The organism is Streptomyces sp. NBC_00086 (assembly GCF_026343255.1).
Classification (GTDB): domain Bacteria; phylum Actinomycetota; class Actinomycetes; order Streptomycetales; family Streptomycetaceae; genus Streptomyces.
In genome coordinates, this window is record NZ_JAPELZ010000003.1 from 1 (window position 1) to 19772 (window position 19772).

At 70.4% G+C, this 19772-nt stretch carries 20 protein-coding genes; 11 read left to right on the top strand and 9 right to left on the bottom strand.

The genetic code is table 11. From position 1 onward, the window contains the following. Window positions 1-1907 precede the first annotated feature (1907 nt). Both OG276_RS38770 and OG276_RS38775 read left to right on the top strand, forming a co-directional pair. On the top strand, window positions 1908-2546 hold the full coding sequence (locus OG276_RS38770) for a hypothetical protein (protein WP_266914189.1): 639 nt from the start codon (window positions 1908-1910) through the stop codon (window positions 2544-2546). Then, entirely contained in the window at window positions 2543-3016 is a 474-nt protein-coding gene (locus tag OG276_RS38775; RefSeq protein WP_250744360.1) for a MarR family transcriptional regulator, read from the top strand. The genes OG276_RS38770 and OG276_RS38775 overlap by 4 nt, the downstream gene beginning before the upstream one ends. A 133-nt stretch (window positions 3017-3149) precedes the next feature. Here OG276_RS38775 and OG276_RS38780 read toward each other — a convergent pair whose 3' ends face one another. The 5 genes from OG276_RS38780 to OG276_RS38800 form a co-directional block, all read right to left on the bottom strand. Further along, window positions 3150-3704 (bottom strand): XRE family transcriptional regulator, encoded by a 555-nt coding sequence (locus OG276_RS38780; protein ID WP_266914191.1) that lies wholly within the window; start codon window positions 3702-3704, stop codon window positions 3150-3152. Between the two features lie 9 nt (window positions 3705-3713). Beyond that, on the bottom strand, window positions 3714-5927 hold the full coding sequence (locus OG276_RS38785; protein ID WP_266914193.1) for a helix-turn-helix domain-containing protein: 2214 nt from the start codon (window positions 5925-5927) through the stop codon (window positions 3714-3716). A 122-nt stretch (window positions 5928-6049) separates the two neighbouring features. Then, complete coding sequence (locus OG276_RS38790; protein WP_266914195.1) at window positions 6050-6973, bottom strand: ParB/RepB/Spo0J family partition protein; 924 nt, start codon at window positions 6971-6973, stop codon at window positions 6050-6052. Beyond that, window positions 6970-8241, bottom strand: coding sequence for an AAA family ATPase (locus tag OG276_RS38795; protein WP_266914197.1), 1272 nt, complete (start codon window positions 8239-8241; stop codon window positions 6970-6972). Before OG276_RS38795 ends, OG276_RS38790 begins: the two co-directional genes overlap by 4 nt. A gap of 194 nt (window positions 8242-8435) precedes the next feature. Beyond that, window positions 8436-9170 (bottom strand): ScbR family autoregulator-binding transcription factor, encoded by a 735-nt coding sequence (locus tag OG276_RS38800; RefSeq protein WP_266914199.1) that lies wholly within the window; start codon window positions 9168-9170, stop codon window positions 8436-8438. A gap of 246 nt (window positions 9171-9416) precedes the next feature. Between OG276_RS38800 and OG276_RS38805 the strand changes: the two genes are divergently transcribed. The 5 genes from OG276_RS38805 to OG276_RS38825 all read left to right on the top strand — a co-directional run bounded on the left by OG276_RS38805 (window position 9417) and on the right by OG276_RS38825 (window position 14338). Continuing rightward, the gene (locus OG276_RS38805) at window positions 9417-10166 is read left to right on the top strand and encodes a TetR/AcrR family transcriptional regulator (RefSeq protein ID WP_266914201.1); all 750 of its coding nucleotides are present in this window, start codon (window positions 9417-9419) and stop codon (window positions 10164-10166) included. A gap of 430 nt (window positions 10167-10596) precedes the next feature. Next, window positions 10597-11766: an epoxide hydrolase family protein gene (locus OG276_RS38810; RefSeq protein WP_266914203.1), complete on the top strand. Its 1170-nt coding sequence runs from the start codon at window positions 10597-10599 to the stop codon at window positions 11764-11766. Window positions 11767-11856: 90 nt separating this feature from the next. Continuing rightward, complete coding sequence (locus OG276_RS38815; protein ID WP_266914205.1) at window positions 11857-12777, top strand: NAD(P)-dependent oxidoreductase; 921 nt, start codon at window positions 11857-11859, stop codon at window positions 12775-12777. A gap of 6 nt (window positions 12778-12783) precedes the next feature. Next, entirely contained in the window at window positions 12784-13788 is a 1005-nt protein-coding gene (locus OG276_RS38820) for an RNA polymerase sigma-70 factor (RefSeq protein ID WP_266914207.1), read from the top strand. Between the two features lie 43 nt (window positions 13789-13831). Further along, window positions 13832-14338, top strand: a complete 507-nt coding sequence (locus OG276_RS38825; RefSeq protein ID WP_266914209.1) for a DinB family protein — start codon at window positions 13832-13834, stop codon at window positions 14336-14338. Window positions 14339-14361: 23 nt separating this feature from the next. On the opposite strand, the gene OG276_RS38830 is transcribed toward OG276_RS38825, so the two are convergent. Then, the gene (locus OG276_RS38830; RefSeq protein WP_266914211.1) at window positions 14362-14913 is read right to left on the bottom strand and encodes a flavoprotein; all 552 of its coding nucleotides are present in this window, start codon (window positions 14911-14913) and stop codon (window positions 14362-14364) included. A 51-nt stretch (window positions 14914-14964) separates the two neighbouring features. Beyond that, window positions 14965-15615, bottom strand: coding sequence for an alpha/beta fold hydrolase (locus OG276_RS38835; protein WP_323182425.1), 651 nt, complete (start codon window positions 15613-15615; stop codon window positions 14965-14967). A gap of 105 nt (window positions 15616-15720) precedes the next feature. Between OG276_RS38835 and OG276_RS38840 the strand changes: the two genes are divergently transcribed. The 3 genes from OG276_RS38840 to OG276_RS38850 all read left to right on the top strand — a co-directional run bounded on the left by OG276_RS38840 (window position 15721) and on the right by OG276_RS38850 (window position 17912). After that, window positions 15721-15924 (top strand): DUF4287 domain-containing protein, encoded by a 204-nt coding sequence (locus OG276_RS38840; protein ID WP_266914213.1) that lies wholly within the window; start codon window positions 15721-15723, stop codon window positions 15922-15924. A gap of 104 nt (window positions 15925-16028) precedes the next feature. Further along, window positions 16029-16871, top strand: coding sequence for an NAD(P)H-binding protein (locus OG276_RS38845; protein WP_266914215.1), 843 nt, complete (start codon window positions 16029-16031; stop codon window positions 16869-16871). A gap of 114 nt (window positions 16872-16985) precedes the next feature. After that, window positions 16986-17912: an AraC family transcriptional regulator gene (locus OG276_RS38850; RefSeq protein WP_266914217.1), complete on the top strand. Its 927-nt coding sequence runs from the start codon at window positions 16986-16988 to the stop codon at window positions 17910-17912. Between the two features lie 11 nt (window positions 17913-17923). On the opposite strand, the gene OG276_RS38855 is transcribed toward OG276_RS38850, so the two are convergent. Then, complete coding sequence (locus OG276_RS38855) at window positions 17924-18409, bottom strand: GNAT family N-acetyltransferase (protein WP_266914219.1); 486 nt, start codon at window positions 18407-18409, stop codon at window positions 17924-17926. A gap of 214 nt (window positions 18410-18623) precedes the next feature. Here OG276_RS38855 and OG276_RS38860 point away from each other — a divergent pair, with 214 nt between their 5' ends. Next, window positions 18624-19175, top strand: coding sequence for a DUF1772 domain-containing protein (locus OG276_RS38860; RefSeq protein WP_266914221.1), 552 nt, complete (start codon window positions 18624-18626; stop codon window positions 19173-19175). On the opposite strand, the gene OG276_RS38865 is transcribed toward OG276_RS38860, so the two are convergent. Next, a complete protein-coding gene (locus OG276_RS38865) occupies window positions 19172-19657 on the bottom strand; it encodes a DUF1772 domain-containing protein (RefSeq protein WP_266914223.1) in 486 nt (161 codons plus the stop codon). The two genes, OG276_RS38860 and OG276_RS38865, sit on opposite strands and share 4 nt — an antisense overlap. Between the last annotated feature and the right edge of the window lie 115 nt (window positions 19658-19772).

The window sequence follows — 19772 nt, forward strand, 5'->3', positions numbered from 1 at the left end:
AAACGCGAAAGCGTTTCACGATAAATGCGAAAACTAGGGAAACACGATAGAATCCGAAGGTTAAACACCTAAATCTGACAACTGAACGAAGTACAACAGAAGTACCAGGCGCTGCGCGCCTGGGACTGAAGGCCCTCGCTGCGCTGGGCTGGCTCCGCTTCGCGGGCCAGGGCCTCCCCTTCGGGGAGGGAGCCCTCCGCTTCGCTCTGGGCTGGGGGGCCTTTGGCCCCCCAGCGCTACCCAGGCGCTGCGCGCCTGGGTAGCGAGCGCCCTCGCTGCGCTCGGGCCGGCCCGCTTCGCGGGCCAGGGCCTCCCCTTCGGGGAGGAAGCCCTCCGCTTCGCTCCAGGCTTGGAGGGCCTTTGGCCCCCCAAGGACTCCCGGGCGGGCCAAAGGCCGCGGGGGGCTTGGCTTCCTGGGGGCCTGAGACTGAATGGCGGGGCTACGCCCGCTTGGGCCCGCTTGGAAGGGCCAAAGGAAGGCTCCCCTTCCTGGGGAGGCCCCTTCCGCTTCGCTCCTGGGGGCCTTTGGTCCTTTGGCCCTTAGAAGCATCAGAGCGGTGCGAGCTCTGAATTGAGAAGGGCCTCGTTGACCTTGGCAAGGCCGCTTCGCGGACCGGAAGTCTCCCTCTTGCCGGGAGGAAGCTTCTGCTTCGCTCAGGGCCCTGGACCTTAGGCTCCCTGCCGTAGCCCAGGTCATGCCGGCCAGGGATTGAGGGGCCTTGCTGTGCTTGGTGGAGGCGCTTTCAGCGCCTAGTTTCTCCGCTTGGCTCCGGAGAAGTGAGATGCCTAGCTTTGCTCGGCAGGGCTAGGTTCTGCCGAGCAAGGTGGGGCCCTTGAAGGCGGCGAACTGAGCTTGGCTCAGGTCGGTTTGGGTTCTCTTGAGTTCAGACTTGTACGGGCTGCTCCGGGGCTTTGAGCGACCCTGTTTCAGGGTCTTCGGCTGGTTGGGTAATTCGCTCCGCTGTCATCTAGGTGTTTGCTACTTCACCTTCAGTGGTGCAGTACTGCGCGTTTCAGAGTGGAACAGCCTTTGGCTGGCTGTCCTGAGCCGTTTTGACCCCTGAAGGCTGGGCTTGGAATCAGCCACTGGTGTTCGTTGGAGGTTTGGGGGTGTTTGGTGAGCTCAGGTGTGGGCTTCGCAGTGGTGAAGGGTGGTTTTAGGAGGATTGAGTGACGTTCGTTGGTCCGGGGGTTCTTGAGCTGGGGTTTTGGGTGTGGGTCTTAACGGCGTTAACGGGGTGGGGGTCTGGGGTGTTAACGGCGTTAAGGGTTTTGTGAGGTGGCTGCTTCAAAATGTGTTGTGGATAGAGATGGGAATCAGTCAGATTCTGCGGGGTTGTGGCTGGAGGCAGGGGGGTTCTGGGGGAGGTGGGAGCTCTTGGGTGGGGCTTGGTTGTGGGACCTGAGGGGGGTCTTGCGTGCTGGTTGAGACGGCGTTGAAGGCTTGGGCGGGAGAGACCACCGGCCTATAGAAGGTACGGAGATGCGTCGTCGCAGGTCAGAGGGGGTGCAAGGGAAAAGATATGTCCCCTCAGGAGGGACATATCTAGGGTGTTGTGTCGCTGCTAGGGGGACACAACGGCTGCAAAATGTCAGTGTCGTTGACGTAAAATGGGCCAAAACGTCGGGGAGGCTGACGTATAGAGGGAGATCTGTCGGCTAACTGCTAGGGGGGCGGGTGGGGTTGGCGGGGAAGAGTCGGGAGGGGGCTCCGGGGAGGGTGTGGCTGAGATATGTCACCTGTGAGGGGACACAAGACACGCCGAACGTCAACGAGCGTGACACTTGTGTCACCCTTGTTGACATACTGATCTCCGCAGATCAACGGAGTGGAGAGCAGCCTCGTGTCATCAGAGCCACAGCGCCGCCGGGGCAATCCGGTAGGGACCCCGCGTCCCGATCTGCCGGTGGACGATGCGATCTCCGCGTGGAGTCAGCCCCTGGCTCCGGTCAGGGACCTGGACAGCCTCGCGAAGCGGTACCCGACGCGGAAGCTGACTTTGGACGGCGAGCGCAAGCCGCTGGAGTTCTACGGGACCGAGAATCAGCCGAATGCGTTCTCGATGGACAGCCTCGAGTTCTTCCTCGTGATCGCCCAGTACTTCCGGGAAGCGCTGCCTCTGCGGCTGATCCTGCTGCTCATCGCCTGCCAGCGGGCGGGGGGGCGGATTCCACTTACCCAGGAGGAGATGGCTACCATCCTGGATGTCAGCCGGACGAAGACGTCGGAAGCTCTGCACACGGTGATGTCTCATGGGATCGTCTTCAAGGTGCGGCGGGGTGTGTATCAGTTCAACCCGCCCTACAGTTACCGGGTGGCGGAGTTCATCCCGGGTACCGAGATGACGGGTGAGTTCGTGAAGGTGGAGCAGCACGGCACCATTTCGCAGATTCGTAGCGATACGAGCCTGCCGGACTTGGTGCGCTTCCCCTCGCTGGACCACATGAGGCAGGCCATCGCGGAACTGCGGGCCGAACGGGCAAGAGAGCGCGCTGCGCGTCGGGTGAGCCGGACGAAGCGCACGGGAGAAGGGACGGCTCAGTGAGTACCTTGCGATTCGCTGCGGTCAACGCAGACGGGCTGCTCTCCGACCTCGACCTGCCGCCGGCGGCGTACCGGGTGCTGCTGAAGCTGCGTTCGCTCAGCGAGCCTGGCGGGCGGATCCTCATCGACCAGGCGACGGTCGGCGGGATGCTGGACCTGAGCCGGCCGAGCGTCAACGCCGCGCTGCGGAGCCTGGAGCTGGCGAAGTTGGTCAGGAAGATCCGGAACGGGGTCTACCAGATCAACCCGATGCTCGCCGGGTACACCTCGTTCGAAGATGCGGTCGCGGCCGTGAACGAGATGGACGCGGAGGAACGACTGGACGCGCGGGGCTATGTGGCCAGCTACCACCGGGCGGTGGCGGCGTATCAGGACCAGCTCGCCGAGCAGCGCAAGAAGCGGGCGGCTCAGGCCGTCGCCAAGAAGGCGGCCGAATCGAAGCGGCGTAGGGCGCTGCACGCGGTGGGCTGAGTAGGTGCTGTTTGTAGGGCTTCTGAGGGGTGCTCAGGGGCTTGTGAGGGCCCCGGAGTACTCCGGGGCCCTTTGTGGTTCCTGGGGGCTTAGGGGGGCGTGTAGGGGTTCGTGGTCCCCGCCCGGAGGGGCTTTAGAAGTTGAGCTCTACGTAGTCGATGTCGGTGAACTCGACGAGGAGGCCCTGGGCGCGGGCGCCGTGGTCCTTGAAGTAGATCTCCTGGAGCCCTTCGGCGGTGATGCCGCGGAGCTGGGCTTCGGTGGCTCCGGCCTCGTGGGCGGTGAAGAGGCGGGACGCGTACTCCGGGGGGAGGTGCTGGGTGATGCGGCGCATCCGGCCGTCGTCGGTCGTGCCGGGGGCGGCGCTGAAGCCGAAGCGGGCGCGGGTCTCGATGATCAGGCCTGTCTGCTTCGCGGCCTTGGCGCGGGCGCGCTTGCGGACGAGGGGCTGCCAGCGGCGGCGTACCTCGCGCTCCAGGCGGGCGGAGAGTGCCGGCTTGGGCTGCTTGATCTGGTCCTTCACGTACCGCTCCACCGTGCGCCGGGAGATGGCGAGGAGGTCCGCCACGGCCTTGGTCGACTTGAGTTGTTTGACGAGGTACCGGATCTGGGCGCCCGCCGACTTGGGGATGGGGCGGGTGAAGTTCTGCTCGTCGGCGCGGTCGAGGCTGTCGCTGATTTCGGACATGGGTGGCTCTTACTCTCCGTCGGCCGCGGCGTCGTGGCCCTTGATGTGGCGGGCGGGGTTGTGGCGTTCGTCGAGTAGCTGAACGGCCCAGAGGAGGGGTTGGGTGCCCTCGTGCTTGACCATGCCGGGGCTGACGCCGAGGCGGAAGCCGCCGGGCAGGGGCTTGCCCTCGGGGGTGCGGGGCAGGAAGTCGAGTGGGCTGGGTCCGTCGGAGAGGTAGACCGCGCAGTCGGAGAGGACGGCGATCGGGTAGAGGTCCGCTGCTGTCGCCAGCTTTTGCATCTTGCGGTGCATGTTGACGCGGGCCGTGGAGATGACGGCGGCGCGGATGTCGGGGCGCCAGGTGGGGCGTTCGAGGGCGGGCCAGCTCTCGCCGGGGCGGTAGCCGGCGCCCTGCGGGCGTTCGCGGAGCTTGCCGATGCCGCCCTTGACGGTGGACTTGATCGCGGAGAGGACCGCGGTCTGGGGGAGGGGGTGGTCCGGGTCGCCCTTGTACTGCGCCATCGCCTGGAGGAAGGCGGAGTCGGTGAGGGAGGTGTGGACGCCGAGTTCGGCCATGGTCGCCATGTAGGCGTCGCGCAGGCGGGTGTACCAGGCGTCGAGGTACGGGCCGTGGTCCGGGCGGAGCCAGGCCTCGGTGGGCTGGACGGTGAGGCCGAGCTCCTGGGCGTAGGCGAGGGTCGGAGTGGCGTACCAGGCGGGGCCGGTGGGCGGGCGGCCGTGCGGGGTGAAGGGGCTGGGGAGGCGGGGGTCCATGGCGATGGCTTGGGCTGAGAGGTCGGCGAGCCAGCAGCCGGGGAGCTTCGGGTCGAAGCGGGGGCCGTCGGTGTGGACCGCGGGGCCGGTGCCGACGAGGAGGCGGTTGGCGGCCGCGGCGAAGGCCATGTTCACGTCGATGCCGACGGCGTGGGTGCGGGTGCACTCGGCGTCGCTGAGGAGTTGGGGGTCCCGGATCCAGTCGTACGCCTCTTCGTCGAGGACCTGGTCCGGGGTGCGCTGGTGCGAGCGCGGGTAGAGGGCCGCGACGACCGGGTGCTCGTCGGGGGCCTCCGGGGGAGCAGGGTCGACGGGGCGGGTGAGGGAGCCGGGTACCGGGGCGGAGACCCAGGTGTTCGTGGACTCGTCGCGGGCGGCGCGGGTGGGCGGGCGCAGGGCCGTCATGAGCTCCAGGCCGGATACGGCTGTGGAGCCCCGGGGGGTGAGCACGCGGGTCGCGTAGGAGGTGAGGAGGTCGGCGAGTTCCGGTGCGGGGAGCTCTGCGGTGTGCTCGCCCCAGGCGCGGGGGTCGAGGGCGCCCCAGGGGAGGATCGCGAGCTGGACGCACTGGCGGCCGGTGGTGGGGGTGGCCGGGCGGTAGATGCGGGGCCAGGGGCCGAAGCCGCGGCGGGTCAGCTGCCACTTCGCTTTGGTGAGCTGCTTGATGACCGGGTGGTCGTCGGGGAGGCGCAGGCCGCGGCGGTCTTCGAGGACGAGGGGGAGTCCGAGTGCCTCGGTGGCGGCGGGGGTGAGGACGAGGAGGGGGTCGCCGTCCTTGCCGTTGCGGTGGAGGCGGGGGGAGCGGAGGTCGGCGGCGGGGGTGAGGGCCCACTCGACGAGGGCGGGGAGGGTGGTGGGGGGTGTGAGGACTGCGCCTCGGGCGGCGTGGGCCTTTCCGCTGCCGTCCAGTACGGCTAGGGGGCCGTTGCCCTCCGGGAGGGGGGTGGGGGTGGATTTGGCGGGGGCCGGTTTGGTGACACCTGTGCGGGGGGTGGGTGTTGCCATTGCCGTTCCCGGCTGGGGGGTGGAGTTAACGGCGTTAATGGGTGCGGCGACGCTGGGGGTGGGCCCGGCGCCTTCGACGTGGGCCTGGAGTGTGGGGGGCGGCTGGGTGTTAACGGCGTTAATGGGCCCGGTGGCTTCGGCGGCGGGGTGGGGGGCCGCGGGCTGAGGCGTGGGGGCGTTAACGGCGTTAATGCCGTGGAGGTCCGCCAGGCCGTTGAGGAGGCGGGCGTAGGCGGCGCGCTTGGGCGGGCGGGGGGCCGTGCGGCCCGTCTCCCAGGAGGTGACCGTTTCGCGGCGGACGGCCAGGGCCTGGGCGATCTGGTCCTGGCTCAGGCCCGCGGCCTCGCGGAGGCGCTTGCGCTCGTCCGGGTGCGGGAGGGCGTCCTGTGCCGCGGCCTCTTCCAGTAGGGCGTCGACCGCGGCGAAGAGCGTGGTCTGTTCGTTTTCGTGCGCGTTGGGCATGGGCACCTCCAGGCGCAGCTTATGCGAACCGCACCATGGAACGCACTTGAAACACACGTGGGGGCGATGGGGGTCCGGCCGGGCCAACGCCCCCTTCGTGTCGGGGGTGGGGGTGAGGTGCGTTAGATGCGGGTCAGGAGGAGTTCTGTTACCGCCTTCAGGTCGTCCGGGGTGAGGTGGGCGGTGAGGGCGTCCGCGATGGTGTCCGGGGAGTCCGCCACGATGGTGATGCGGCGGGGGGACGTGGCGGGGGAGGGGTGGGGCTTCGGGTTGGGCTCCGGGGTGGGGCCCGGGGTTGGGTCCGGGGCCGGGGTCGGGCGGGTGCGTTGGCGCGGGGGGTTAACGGCGTTAACGGTTTCCTCTGCCGCGGTCGCCTGGTCCTCCTGGGGGAGGCGGCCGATGCGGCGGGCCGGTTCCACCTTGAGTTCGCCGGTCTCCACCTTGTCCTGGAGCTCCGGGGTGAGGTTGAGGAGGGTCAGGCGCTGGGAGACCCAGGCCGGGGTCTTGCCGAGGCGCTTGGCGACCTGGGCCTGGGAGCCGTGGACCTCGACGAGCTGCTGCAGGGCGCGGGCCTGGTCCATGGGCGCCACGTCGACGCGGTGGACGTTGGCGATGAGCGCCGACTCCAGGATGTCCGCCGCGGAGGAGGCGAGGGAGTCGTTGACGTGGATCTGCATGGTGCGAAGGCCGGCGCGCTGGGCCGCCGCCAGGCGGCGGTTGCCGTCGATGACCACGTAGGGGGCACGGCCCAGGCTGTCGGTGTTGCCGGGGTGGGCCTCCATGAAGGCCATGCGGGTGGCGACCGCCAGGGGCTGTAGCTGACCCCGGGTCGTCAGGGACACGGCCAGCTCGTGGATTTCGGTGAGGTCCTCGCGGAGGTTGAAGGGGTTGTGGGCGAGGGCCTCGATCGGCACCTCCGAGGGCGGGACCACACCGGAGGTGGGGGCGCCGGTGGCCTCGGCGATGGCCGCGCGGCGCGAACTGACGCCTACGGGCTGGGCGCGGGCGAAGGAGCTCGAGACTCCGAGTTTGTCGGCCTTGCTCATGAGATCTCCCTTGCGAGGGCGCGCAGGGAGACCGCCTGCTCGCCCTTGGGTGCGTAGACGAACAGCGGTTGCTTCACGCGGACCGCTTCGCGCTGTTCCTTGAGGTCGGGAACGATGGCCACCACGCGCGGATCCTTTATGTCCATCCAGGCCTGGAGGGAAGAGGTCGCGATGTAGCCGCGCCGGCCGTCGTAGAGGTTGACGACGAGACCGAGGTAGTCGATGTCGAGGCTGAGATCGTCGCGGAGGTCGTTGATCTGGGAGGTCAGGAGGTCGTAGGCGTCCGCCGAGGAGTCCTCCGCCTGGACCACGATCAGCGCGCCGGAGGCTCCCGGCTGTTCGGCGTCGCGGCGGCGTCCGTAGTAGATCGCGGCGTCCATGCTGAGGCCGAGGCTGGGCGGGCAGTCGATGAGGATGACGTCGTAGTCGGCCTCGACGGGGGCGAGGGCCCGTTCCAGCGCAGCCTCGCGGGCGCGGACCGTGGAGAGGCGGACGTCGAGGAGGAACGCGTCCGTGCAGGCCGGGAGGATGTGGAGGCGGTCGCCGAAGCGCTCGTCCGGGATGGGGACGATCAGGTCGGCGAGGGGGCCCTTGGCTTCGCCCGCCATGTGGCAGGTGAGGCTGTCGCCGCCGATGGGCAGAGGCTGCCGGCCGAGCTGCTTGGTGAGGTGGCCCTGGGGGTCGAAGTCGACGAGCAGGACGCGCATGCCGAGGCCGGGCAGGTCTTCCAGGTCGACGGGCGAGGCGGACGCGGTGGCCTCCGGGCCCGTCTCGTCGCCTTCCTCGACGGCCGATTGCCGGGCCAGTTGGCGGGCCACGCGGACCGGGTGGAGGCTGGCGGGGTCCTCGGCGAGGGCCTCGGCGGTGCCTGCGGTGATGGCGGTCTTGCCGACACCGCCCTTCTGGTTGCACACCACGATGCGGCGGACGACCGAGGGCCGCTTCACCGTGGGGGCCGGGTTCATCTCCAGCCAGAGGGAGACGGCTTGGGCGAGTCCCTGGATGAGGGAGACGCCACGGTGCTTGGAGTCGGTGCGGAACGACTCCCACTGGCCGCCGGGCAGCCAGGTGGAGAAGGATTCGGCGCCGGAAGTGTCGACGGGGGAGGGGGAGGAGGCGAGCGCGCTCCAGTGGGCGATGCCCTGGTGGACGGCGTCCTGGATGTCCACCCGCAGCTGGGCGGTGCGGATCTTGAGCTCCTGGCGCAGCCACGGAGGGAGTTTGGAGACGACCTTCTCACGGTCGCTCGGTGACGAGGGCGAAGTCATGTGAGGGACTTTACTAACGTCCAAGGGCGTTTGTGGGCGCCACGCTTGAGTTTTGCTAACGAAGTGGTGTGGATCGGCCCCCGGATCGCCTTCCGGGCGGGGGTGGGGTGTTGGGACAGGGCGGCCTCGCACGCGCCGTGGTGAGCACCCCCGTGGTTCACCACGGCACGTGCGAGGCCGCCCTGGACGCGTCGTCAGGCGGTTGCGGCCGGAGCGGAGTCCGGGGCTGAGTCCGGGGCTGAGTCCGGGGCTGAGTCCGGGGCTGAGGCCGGAGCGGAGTCCGGAGCCGACAGGCCGAGTTCGGACCGGCACTCGGGCGAGCCGGCCGGGTCGAAGCGGGAGATGCGCTCCGCGGGCACGATCCCCGGGAGCACGAAGTTCCACAGGTCGATGACCCGGGCGTGCAGGTCCGCGCGGCCGGTGCGTACGTGCGAGGTCACCTGGATGCCGGAGAAGGCGGCGACGAGCATGGTCGACAGGTTGTGGGTGTCGACCGAGGGCAGGACGTCGCCGCGCTCCTGAGCCGGCGCCAGACAGCTCTGGGAGGTGTCGATCCAGGCGTTGTACGGGCTCGGGTCCGGGTCGGTGAAAGAGCCGAACTCGATGACCAGGCGGATCCCGGCGCGGACCCGGACGTTGGAGCGGAGACCGAACGCCATCCGGTGGGTCAGGTCGATGGCGGTCTGGAGACCCGGCTCCGCGATGGCGGGCAGGCCCTCGGAGATCTGGAACTGCTCGTCCATCAAGGTGCGGGCGATGGCTTCCTTGGACGAGAAGTGGAAGTAGAGGGCGCCCTTGGTGACGCCGGCGTGCCCGACCACGTCGGTCAGGCTGGTGCCGTGGAAGCCGGTCCGGTCGAAGGCGATGGCCGCGCCGTCGAGGATCGCCTGCCGGGTGATCTCGGCTCGTTCCTGTCTGGCCCTTGCCATGCGGGTTCTCCCTGGGGTCGCGGTAGTTGGGCGGAACCGGGGAGGTGGTCACCGTGGTTCGGCCAGGGCCAATCTAGGCAGATGAGCCTGAAGAAAACCAGTCGACCAGTATTTTCTACGGAAGTGGATCATTAACGGCGTTAACGCGGTGGGTGGGGGAGTGGCGTTAACGGAGGGCGCGGCATTAACGCCGTTAACGTGTACGGTAGACACAGTTTAATGGCGGGTGGAGTGCGAGGAGATCCCATGACGGACGCGGACGAGCAGTGGGGCGCGGCCGTGCGGCTGCTGTGGGGGCCGCCGGTGAAGCCCGCGCGCGGGCCCAAGCGGGGGCTCACGCTGGAGGGGATCGCCGGTGTGGGGGTCGCTCTCGCGGATGCCGAGGGGCTGGCCGGCGTATCGATGCAGGGAGTGGCCGGGCGGCTGGCCGTCACGAAGATGGCGTTGTACCGGTACGTGCCGGGCAAGGCGGAGCTGGTCTCGCTGATGGTGGAGGCCGCGATGCCGGACCCCTCGGTGCTCGACGGCCGTCCGGTGGGTGAGGGCTGGCGTGAGCGGCTCGCGGTGTGGGCGCGGGAGTTGCTGGCCGGATTCCGGGCGCACCCGTGGCTGTTGGAGGCGACCGTCGGGGCGCGGGTGATGGGGCCGGTCGAGATCGGGTGGATGGAGCGGGCGCTCGTCGCGCTCGACGGGTGCGGGCTGACGGGGGCCGAGTCGATCGACGCGATGGTGCTGGTGTCGGGGCACGTGCGCGGGATCGCGGAGCAGGAACGTGCGATGGCGGGCGGGGCCGCGGGGGAGGGGCCGGACGCGCAGCTGACGTCGGTGCTCGGGGAAGTGATGCGGGTGCACGGGGAGAAGTACCCGGCGCTCGGGGCCGCGTTGGCCTCTGTGGTGGAGGGCGGCGGGCAGGACCAGGCGCTGGACTTCGGGTTGGAGCGGATCCTCGACGGGCTCGGGCTGTTGGTGGCGGAGCGGGCGGGTGGGCGGGCTTGAGGCATTAACGGCGTTAACGCCTTGGGCGTGGAGTGCGAGCCGGGGGTGGGGCGGCGGGCGCGGGGCATTAACGGCGTTAACGGTGGAGGGGGTGGGGGCACCGGTGCCGCGGGGCGGCGGGGGGCGTGGAGCGTTAACGGCGTTAACGGTGGACGGGCCGGGGCTCCGCGGTGGCGGCTGTGGGGTCGGGCATTAACGGCGTTAACGCTGGAGGGGTCGTCGGGGCTTGGTCGTGGGGCGGGGCGTTAACGGCGTTAACGGTGTGGGGTGCGTGCCTGGGTCTCGGTGGTGGGGGCGGAGGCATTAACGGCGTTAACGGTGGAGGGGTCGTCGGGGCTTGGTCGTGGGGCGGGGCATTAACGGCGTTAACGGTGTGGAGCGTGCGTCTGGGGCTTGGTGTGGTCGGCTGTGGGTGGAAGGTGTGAGGGCATTGGGTGATGTGGAGCAGTGGGCGGCGCCGTTCCGGTTGGACGTGGCGCAGGCGGAGTTGGACGATCTGGGGCGGCGGCTGGAGCTGGCTCGGTGGCCCGACGAGTTGCCGGGGGCGGGCCGGGCGTACGGGATGCCGCTCGGGGAGCTCCGTGAGCTCGCGGAGTACTGGCGTACCGGCTACGACTGGCGGGCCGCCGAGGCGCGGTTGAACGAATGGCCGCAGTACACCACCGTCATCGACGGGGCACGGGTGCACTTCGCGCACCTGCGGTCGCCCGAGCCGGACGCGACGCCGCTGCTCATGACCCACGGCTGGCCGGGCTCCTTCGTGGAGTTCCAGGAGGTCGCCGGTCCGCTGACGGATCCGCGGGCGCACGGCGGGGATCCGGCCGATGCCTTTCATCTGGTGCTGCCGCACATCCCCGGCTTCGCCCTGTCCGGGCCGACCACCGAACGGGGGTGGGAGTTCAAGCGGGTCGCGCGGGCCTTCGGAACGCTGATGGAGAGGCTCGGGTACGAGGAGTACGGGGTCCAGGGCGGCGACTGGGGCGCCGCCGTCTCGCGGGAGCTGGGGCGGATCCGGCCCGGGAACGTGCGCGGGGTGCACCTGAACCTGCTCCCGGGCGGCGGGGCCACCGCCGAGCCCCGGGCGGAGGAACTGGCCCCGCTGAGCCCGGCCGAGCGGGAGCGCACGCTCGCCTCCTGGGAGCGGTACCGGGTCTGGGCGCGCGAGCGGCAGGGGTACGCCGACATCCAGGCGACCCGGCCGCAGACGCTCGCGTACGCGCTGAACGATTCGCCGGTCGGGCTGCTCGCCTGGATCGGCGAGAAGTTCACGGAGTGGGCGGACCCGCGCTGCCCCGTGGATCGCGATCAGATGCTGACCAACGTGACGTTGTACTGGCTGACCGGGACCGCTGGCTCCGCCGCCCGCATCTACTACGAGCGCGCCCACGCCGACTACCAGGGCGCCGCGCCAGAGGTGTCGAGCACCCCGACCGCGCTCGCCGACTTCCCCCGGGACAACTTCGTGCCGCTGCGGCACATCGCCGCGCGGACCGACCGCATCGTGCGCTGGACCTCGTACGAGAAGGGCGGGCACTTTCCCGCGATGGAGGTTCCGGAGCTGCTGGTGGACGACGTCCGGGCCTTCTTCCGCTCCCTGTGACCCAGGTCTCTTCTGCGTCGTGTCACGTTCCGGGCCGCCCGTCTGTCCCATGGATGACAGTGCGAAGGGCGAGCGGAGATGGAGACGGTCATGAAGGTTCTGCTGGCGGGTGCGAGCGGGGTTCTGGGACAGCGGGCGGTACGGGCCCTGCGCGCGGCCGGACACGAGGTCGCCGGTCTCGGGCGGGGCGCCGGGATGGACGTACGGGCCGACCTGCTCGACCGTGAGGGCCTGCTGCGCGCCGTGGACGGGCTCGGCTTCGACGTGGTCGTGCACGCGGCCACGGCGCTGTCGGGGAAGAGCATGGCCCGGCACCAGGACATGGTCGGGACGAACGTGCTGCGCACCGAGGGGACGGTCAACCTGCTCACCGCCGCGCGCGAGACCGGGGCGCGGCGGTTCGTCGTGGAGTCGATGATGTTCGGCTACGGGTACGGGGACCACGGCGGGGCCGTGCTCGGCGAGGACGACGGGTTCGGTCCGCAGGGGGCGAACGTCTGGCTGGAGCGGCACGTGGGCGCGATGCGGATCAAGGAGGAACTGGCCTTCACCGCCGACGGGATCGAGGGAGTGAGCCTGCGCTTCGGGCTGTTCTACGGGGCCGGTGTCACCGATGTCCACGTGGTGCCGATGCTGCGCAAGCGCGCCCTGCCCGTGGTGGCGGCCAAGGGGCGGGCGCTGAGCTGGGTCGACGTGGACGACGCGGCGAACGCCGTGGTCGCCGGCGTGGAGTCGGGGCGGCCCGGGCAGGCGTACAACATCGCCGACGACGAGCCGCTGGGGTGGGACGCGCACATGCGGGCGGTGGCCGCGGCGTTCGGGGCGCCCGCGCCGATGACCGTACCGCTGTGGGTGCTGAAGCCGGCCCCGCTCGCGCACACCATCATGGGGACCGACCTGCGACTGTCGAACGCCAAGGCGGGGCGTGAGCTCGGCTGGGCTCCTACGCACGCGAGCAGCGCGGCCGGGGTGGGTGCGCTTGCGGAGGCCGCGGGGGCGGCGGCAGCATGATCGTTCGTGAGTACTGCTGAGCACCTCCCGGAAGCCTCCTGCGACGCCCTCGGTCCCTTCACCGCCCATCGCCGGCTGCTGTTCGACGTCGCCTACCGGATGCTCGGCAGCGTCTCCGACGCCGAGGACGTCCTCCAGGACGCGTGGCTGAGCTGGGACCGCGCGGACCGGTCGGCTGTCCTGAACCCGCGGGCCTACCTGGTGCGCACGGTCACCAACCTGTCCTTGAACCGGCTCACCTCCGCCCGCGCCACCCGCGAGACCTACATCGGGCCGTGGCTGCCCGAGCCGCTGCTGACCGAGTCCCTGCCCACCGTGCCCGATGGCGCGCAGGAGGTGGAGATGGCGGAGACGGTGTCGACCGCGATGCTGGTGGTGCTGGAGAGCCTGAGCCCGATGGAGCGCGCCGTGTTCCTGCTGCGGGAGGTGTTCGGGTATTCGTACGCGGAGGTGGCGGGGGTACTGGACCGCGCGGAGGCGACCGTACGGCAGACCGGGCACCGGGCACGGGCCCACGTACAGGCACGGCGGCCGCGGTTCGCCACCGAGCCGGGGCAGCGCGGCGAGGTGACCCGGCGGTTCCTGGCGGCGTGTGCGGGCGGGGACCTGAACGCGGTGATGGAGCTGTTGGCCCCCGAGGTGACGGCCTGGTCGGACGGTGGCGGCAAGGTGACGGCGGCCCGGCGGCCGCTGCACGGGGCCGATCACGTGGCGCGCTGGCTGCTGGGGATGCTGGCCAAGCCCTCGCTGCAGGCGGTGACCCTGGAATCGGCGCGGGTCAACGGGGAGGAGTCGGTGGTGTTCGTGTACGGGGGAGTCGCGTGTGCCGCGCTGACCTACGACCTGGACGCGGTGGACGGGCGGGTCGTGAACCTGCGGTTGCAGGTGAATCCGGAGAAGGTGGCGGGGCTGGCGAGTTGGGGAGCGGAAGGGGCTGCCGCGGCCGGGGTGTCCGGGGGGTCCGGGGTGTCAGGGGTGTCCGGGGTGTCAGGGGCGGCGTCCGGGATGTGAAATCGGCGTGCGGGGGTCTCCGTAGGATTGTGATCATCATCCGATGAACGATGAACAGCGGACCCCGCCCGTGCTCGTGGGCGACGAACGGGCCACCTTGACCAGTGTCCTCCAGTGGCAGCGGGACACCCTGATGATGAAGTGCGCAGGGCTGTCGGACGAGCAGCTGCGGCGCAGGGCGGTGGCTCCGTCGGGGCTGAGCCTGCTCGGGCTGGTACGGCACCTCGCGGAGGTCGAGCGCGGGTGGTTCCGCAATGTCGTGGGCGGCGAGGACGTGCGCGGCTATTTCCCGAAGAACGAGGCGGGGGAGTGGACGGAGTTCCACGTGGACGACGCGGACGTCGCCGGCTCGTTCAAGATCTGGGAGGACACCTGTGCGCGCTCGCGGGAGATCGTGGACGCGGCCGAATCCCTGGACGTGACCGGCTCCTACGACGGTCAGGCGTACTCGCTGCACTACGTCCTGGCCCACATGATCGAGGAATACGCCCGGCACAACGGGCACGCGGACCTGCTGCGCGAGGTGATCGACGGGACCACGGGGGAGTAGTGGCGCCCCGGGCCCCGGGCGGGTCAGGCGGCGGATGCCGTGGCGCGGTCCACCTCGGCCAGGGCTGCCGCCCAGGGGAAGTGCGCCGGGGCGTCCGGGCCCGCCGGGCCGGGGATGAATCCGCCCTCGCCGAAGAGGACCGAGGCGCCGGCGCCGCGCAGGACGGCCAGGGACTGGTCGAACTGCGGGTGGGCGGTGAGGGCGGCGTTCGCGCAGGGCATGGTGACGACGGGGGTGCCCTTGCCGATGGCCTCGGCGGCGACCCCGACGACGAACCGGTCGGTCAGGCCGAGGGCCCAGGCGTTGACGGAGTTGAACGTGGCCGGGGCGAAGAGCAGGGCGTCGGCCGTAGGCCACACGTCGGGTTCACCGGGCAGCTTGTACTGCCAGCGGACGGGGTGGCCGGTGAGCGCGGCGAGACCGTCGAGGCTGTTGGACAGCCAGTGGGCGGCGGTCGGGGTGAGGCCGAGGCAGACGTCCCAGCCGCGGGACTGGGCGTCCTCGATGACATGGGCCACGTCGAAGACGGGCGGGGCGGCGGAGCACAGCAGGTAGAGGGTCTTCGTCGTGGTCATACCGCAATGTGATCATATTGCTCGACCTGTGGTTGACGCAGGTCGCGGCGATCACGGTATTCGTGGCCGGTCGCGGTGGTCGCGGTGGTCGCGGCGGCACGGTAGTCGTGGCCGAGGTGCCGGACGTGACGAACCCCCGGACCGGGTTCGGTCCGGAACTCCGTGAGGAACGCAGACAGCAGGGAGTGCACGACGGCGGGCCGGTCCAGGTGGACGTCGTGTCCGGCCCCCGGGACGGAGACCGCCGTCGTCACCGTGGACGGGTCGGCCGCGTGGGCCGCGTCGAGCATCTGGATGGACTCCTCGGGCGGGACGATGCCCTTCTCCCCGATGACCAGCAGGGTGGGACACCGGACCGCGCGCCACTGCGGCCACCAGTCGCGGGTGCCAGCAGCGAGCACCGCCTCGGTGATGGCCGCGACCATCACCGGGCGCTCGAAGCGCGGGTACCAGCCGTCCGCGCGCTGCGGCGCGCGAGACGTCCGCGGGGCGGCGCTCGCCGGCTCCGTGGCCGCGCTGGTCCACCGCCACCACGCGGTGGTGGGGGGCCCGGTGCGCGGCGGCCGCGTCCCATTCGCCCGCGTGGCCCGCGAGGCCGTGGAGGAGGACGACGGGGGTGGCGGAGCCGGGGTGGTGGGAGTCCTCATCACGGCAGGTCAGGCGGGTGCCGTCGCGGGTGACGGTGCGTTCGGTCCACATCATGCGGAGATCGTCCGACACTCTTCGCGGTGGGACCGATGAGTTTTGGCGGAGGTCCGGGTCTACCTTTCGTACATCGACCGCAGGAACGTGAGGAAGAGGACCGTCATGAGCGAGCCGGTGAAGGGCCCCGCCAGCTACTTCCCCTCCATCGAGAAGAAGTACGGCCGTCCGATCGCAGAGTGGCAGGAGCTCATCCGTGCCGCGCCGCTGACCAAGCACATGGAGCTCGTCGCCTGGCTCAAGAGCGAGCACGGGGTCGGGCACGGGCACGCCAACGCCCTCGTGAAGCACACGCTCGACGAGCGGTAGGGGAGCTGGCCGGAGGAGTGGGGGGAAGGACCGTGGACGCAGGCGTATGCGGTTGAGCTTCTCGACGATGTTGCGTCTCAGGCCGGGGGAGTTGACTGGTTCTCATGACGAAGACAACGCAGCAGACGCAGAACGACACCGTCCTCCGCACGCTGGTCATCGGCGGCACGGGCAAGACGGGCCGGCGCGTGGCCGAGAAACTCACCGCCCTGGGCCGTCCGGTCCGCATCGGGTCGCGCTCCGGTGAGCCGGCCTTCGACTGGAACGAGCCCGAGGGCTGGGGACCGGCCCTTGAGGGCGTGGACCGCGCGTACGTCACCTACTACCCCGACCTCGGCTTCCCCGGCGCCGCCGAGCAGGTCGGAGCCTTCGCCAGGGTGGCGGTTGAGGCCGGGGTGCGCCGGCTGGTGCTGCTCTCGGGGCGCGGCGAGGAGGCGGCGCAGCGGAGCGAGGAGGCGCTGAAGGAGTCCGGGGCCGACTGGACGGTGGTGCGCGCGGCCTGGTTCAACCAGAACTTCGACGAGAGCTTCTTCCTGGAGCCGGTGCTCGCCGGTGAGATCGCCCTGCCGACGGCCGACGCCGTCGAGCCGTTCGTCGACGCCGAGGACATCGCGGACGTGGTGGTGGCCGCGCTGACCGACGACCGGCACATCGGCCGGACGTACGAGCTCTCCGGCCCGCGGCTGCTCAGCTTCTCCGATGTCGCGGCCGAGCTGTCGAAGGCGACCGGGCGCGAGATCTCGTACGTCCCGGTCTCGACCGAGGCCTACCGGGAGGTGCTGCGGGAGAACGGGCTGCCGGAGGAGTTCGTGGAGCTGTTCACGCTGATCCTGGACGGGCGCAACGCGCATCTGGTGGACGGGGTCCAGGAAGTGCTCGGCCGGGGGCCGCGGGACTTCGCGGACTTCGCGCGGGAGGCGGCGGCGCGCGGGGTCTGGGACGTGTAGGGGGTGCGTGGTTCGAGTGTGGGTGCGCGGAGCGTGGGCGTCCCGAGCGTGGGCGGGCGGAGCGTGCGCGGGCAGGGTGTGGGCGGGCGGGGACCGGGTGGGGAGAATGGGCCGATGGACACGCTGACGGCTCTGCTCGAAGGACCCAAGGCCAAATCCGCCTTCCTCATCAAGTGCGCGTTCGACCCGCCCTGGTCGGTCCGGATCGAGGACCGGGCCCCGCTGTCGGTGATGACGATGGTGCACGGATCGGCGTGGCTGCTGCCCGACGGGGGCGAGCCGGTGCTCATCGGGCCGGGCGAGGCGGCCCTGGTGCGGGGACCGGATCCGTACACCCTCGCCGACGCCAAGGACACGCCCCCGCAGATCAGGGTGGGGCCGGACCAGCGCTGCAGCAGGGTGGACGGCGGGGAGGACGTGTCCGACTCCATGGCCCTGGGGGTACGGACCTGGGGCGCGGCGGAGGGCTCGGCGGTGCTGCTGAGCGGCACCTACCAGGACCCGGGCGAGATCGGCAGCCGCCTGCTCACCACGCTTCCGCCGGTGCTGGTCGGTCCGGTGGACCCGACGCTGGTCGGGCTGCTGGGCGTGGAGATCTCCCGTACGGAGCCGGCCCAGGAGCTGGTCCTGAACCGGCTGTTGGACCTGCTGCTGATCGGCGTCGTACGCGGCTGGCTCGCGGAGCGGGGCGGCGCCGAGAACGACCCGGTCACCGGGCCGGCGCTGCGGCTGCTGCACGAGAACCCCGCGTACGGCTGGACCGTGGAGTCGCTGGCCCGCAAAGTCGGCGTCTCGCGGGCCGCGTTGGCCCGCCGCTTCACCGAACTGGTCGGCGAACCCCCGATGTCCTATCTGACGGGCTGGCGCCTGGCCATGGCGGCCGACCTGCTGCGCGATCCGTCCACGACGCTCGCCTCGGCCGCCCACCGGGTCGGCTACAGCTCGGCGTTCGCCCTCTCGACGGCCTTCAAGCGGGTACGGGGCGTCAGTCCACGGGAGTACCGGGCGGGGGCGGCGGCCGCGACGGCGGCCGCGGGGTAGGGGCGGTGGTGTCAGGGGGTCCGGAGGTCCAGGACGGCCACCGTTTCGCCGTCGCTCAGTTCGCCCGTCGGGCGGAAGCCTAGGGAGAGGTAGAAGGGTTCGGGGGTGCCGGGGCCCGGGTGCCAGGTGACGTAGGCGTGGGAGGTGCCCCGGCGGCGGAGTTCGGCGATGACCGTCGTGACCGCGAAGCGGCCGTAGCCCTTGGCCTGGTGGGCGGCCGATATGTTCAGCCGCCAGAGGCCGGAGCGGATGTCGTGGGGGTCCACGGCCGGGTCCCAGGGGATGTCGAGGAAGGCCATCACGAAGCCGACGATCTCCTCGCCGTCGACGATCGCCCGGGGCCAGGCCATCTCCCCGTGGGCGTAGGCCTCCGCCAGTGACTTCGCGACCGGGGAGACGAGGTGCTCCTGGTCGGGGCGGACCGACAGCGCGCAGACGGCGTCGATGTTGTCCGGGGTGACCGGGGCTAGGTGGAGGGACTTGGTGGAGGTGCTCATTCGCGCAGCCTACGTGTGCGTTACATGCGGGTTGGCGGGGGCTGTGGCCGGGGGCGGGGTTGGGGGCGGAGCTGTGGCCGTGGCTGTGGCCCTGACTGTGCGGCGCTGAAGATTCACTGGCCGGATGGCACCGGTGATGGCACGATCAACAGCCGTCGGGGGGCGGTGGGAGCCTCCCGCGTTTCGGTTTTTCGGACATACGGGGGCACATCTGATGGGATCCACCGGCACCAGACTCTCCACCGCACTGCTCGTACTGTCGACGGTGCTGGTCGGCCTGATGGCAGGGCTGTTCTTCGCCTTCGACGTCTCGGTGATGCCGGGACTGGCGAAGACCGACGACCGTACGTACGTCACGGCGATGCAGAGCTTCAACGCCGTCATCGACGGCAACCCGCTCTTCGGGACGGCCTTCGTCGTCGCCCTGCTCGCCGCCTTCGCCGCGGCGTTCGTCGAGGCGCGGGCCGGGCGCCGCGCGGTCGCGCTGTGGGCCGCGGTGGCCGCGGCGGCGTACCTCGTCGTGCTCGTCGTCACCTTCGCCGTCAACATCCCGCTCAACAACGAGCTCGCCGACTTGGGTGACGCCGCGAAGCTGACCGACTTCTCGGTCGTCGAGAAGTTCAAGGGCACCTGGGAGACGGCGAACATCGTGCGCACCCTGCTCTGCGCGGCGGCGCTGACCGCCCTGGCGCGGGCGCTCGTACTGTACGGGCGGGCTACGGGGACGGCGACAGGGGCAGGGACGTCGGCGGTGTCGGCGGTCTAGGCCGCCAGGAGGGCCCAGGACTGGCAGGCCAGGGCGGCCGTGCACAGGGCGGTACGCCAGCGGTTGGCGGGTACCCACTTCGTCTCGAACGCCGCGCGCACGGCGGCCGGATCGGCGATCCGCTCGGCGGGACCGGCCGCCTCCAGGGCGTTGTTGAGCGGGATGTTCACCCGGCCGGTGACCACGACGGCGAGCACGTAGATGACGAGGGCGCCCGTCAGCGCGGGGAGCGGCGCGTGCTCGCCGGCGGGCAGGTGGAGGGCCACGGCGAGGCCGGTGAAGAGCATCGCGCCCAGGAAGGCCAGCATGAACCAGCCATTGATGATGGAGGTGTTCACGCGCTGCATGACGGAGATGAGGGTCCGGTCGTCGGAGCGCTTGAGGGCCGGCATCACCGCGACGTCGAAGGCGAAGAAGAGGCCGGCCATCAGGCCCGTGGTGAGCGTCGCGGCGACGAGGGCGGCGACCCGTGCGATGTCCATACGGCCTGTCTATGTCCTTCCTCCTGGTTCTGTCCATGGTGGAGTGGGAGCCGAGTGGTCCACGGTGGAGTAGGGGCCGAGCCGAGCAGGCCGGAAAGGCTCGTGGCCGTGGTCG

Bases quoted from the DNA above. Each gene is read 5' to 3' on its own strand.
- OG276_RS38780 (WP_266914191.1), bottom strand. From the start codon at position 3,704: ATGTCCGAAATCAGCGACAGCCTCGACCGCGCCGACGAGCAGAACTTC.
- OG276_RS38785 (WP_266914193.1), bottom strand. From the start codon at position 5,927: ATGCCCAACGCGCACGAAAACGAACAGACCACGCTCTTCGCCGCGGTC.
- OG276_RS38790 (WP_266914195.1), bottom strand. From the start codon at position 6,973: ATGAGCAAGGCCGACAAACTCGGAGTCTCGAGCTCCTTCGCCCGCGCC.
- OG276_RS38795 (WP_266914197.1), bottom strand. From the start codon at position 8,241: ATGACTTCGCCCTCGTCACCGAGCGACCGTGAGAAGGTCGTCTCCAAA.
- OG276_RS38800 (WP_266914199.1), bottom strand. From the start codon at position 9,170: ATGGCAAGGGCCAGACAGGAACGAGCCGAGATCACCCGGCAGGCGATC.
- OG276_RS38805 (WP_266914201.1), top strand. From the start codon at position 9,417: ATGACGGACGCGGACGAGCAGTGGGGCGCGGCCGTGCGGCTGCTGTGG.
- OG276_RS38815 (WP_266914205.1), top strand. From the start codon at position 11,857: ATGAAGGTTCTGCTGGCGGGTGCGAGCGGGGTTCTGGGACAGCGGGCG.
- OG276_RS38825 (WP_266914209.1), top strand. From the start codon at position 13,832: ATGAACGATGAACAGCGGACCCCGCCCGTGCTCGTGGGCGACGAACGG.
- OG276_RS38830 (WP_266914211.1), bottom strand. From the start codon at position 14,913: ATGACCACGACGAAGACCCTCTACCTGCTGTGCTCCGCCGCCCCGCCC.
- OG276_RS38835 (WP_323182425.1), bottom strand. From the start codon at position 15,615: ATGATGTGGACCGAACGCACCGTCACCCGCGACGGCACCCGCCTGACC.
- OG276_RS38840 (WP_266914213.1), top strand. From the start codon at position 15,721: ATGAGCGAGCCGGTGAAGGGCCCCGCCAGCTACTTCCCCTCCATCGAG.
- OG276_RS38845 (WP_266914215.1), top strand. From the start codon at position 16,029: ATGACGAAGACAACGCAGCAGACGCAGAACGACACCGTCCTCCGCACG.
- OG276_RS38850 (WP_266914217.1), top strand. From the start codon at position 16,986: ATGGACACGCTGACGGCTCTGCTCGAAGGACCCAAGGCCAAATCCGCC.
- OG276_RS38855 (WP_266914219.1), bottom strand. From the start codon at position 18,409: ATGAGCACCTCCACCAAGTCCCTCCACCTAGCCCCGGTCACCCCGGAC.
- OG276_RS38860 (WP_266914221.1), top strand. From the start codon at position 18,624: ATGGGATCCACCGGCACCAGACTCTCCACCGCACTGCTCGTACTGTCG.
- OG276_RS38865 (WP_266914223.1), bottom strand. From the start codon at position 19,657: ATGGACATCGCACGGGTCGCCGCCCTCGTCGCCGCGACGCTCACCACG.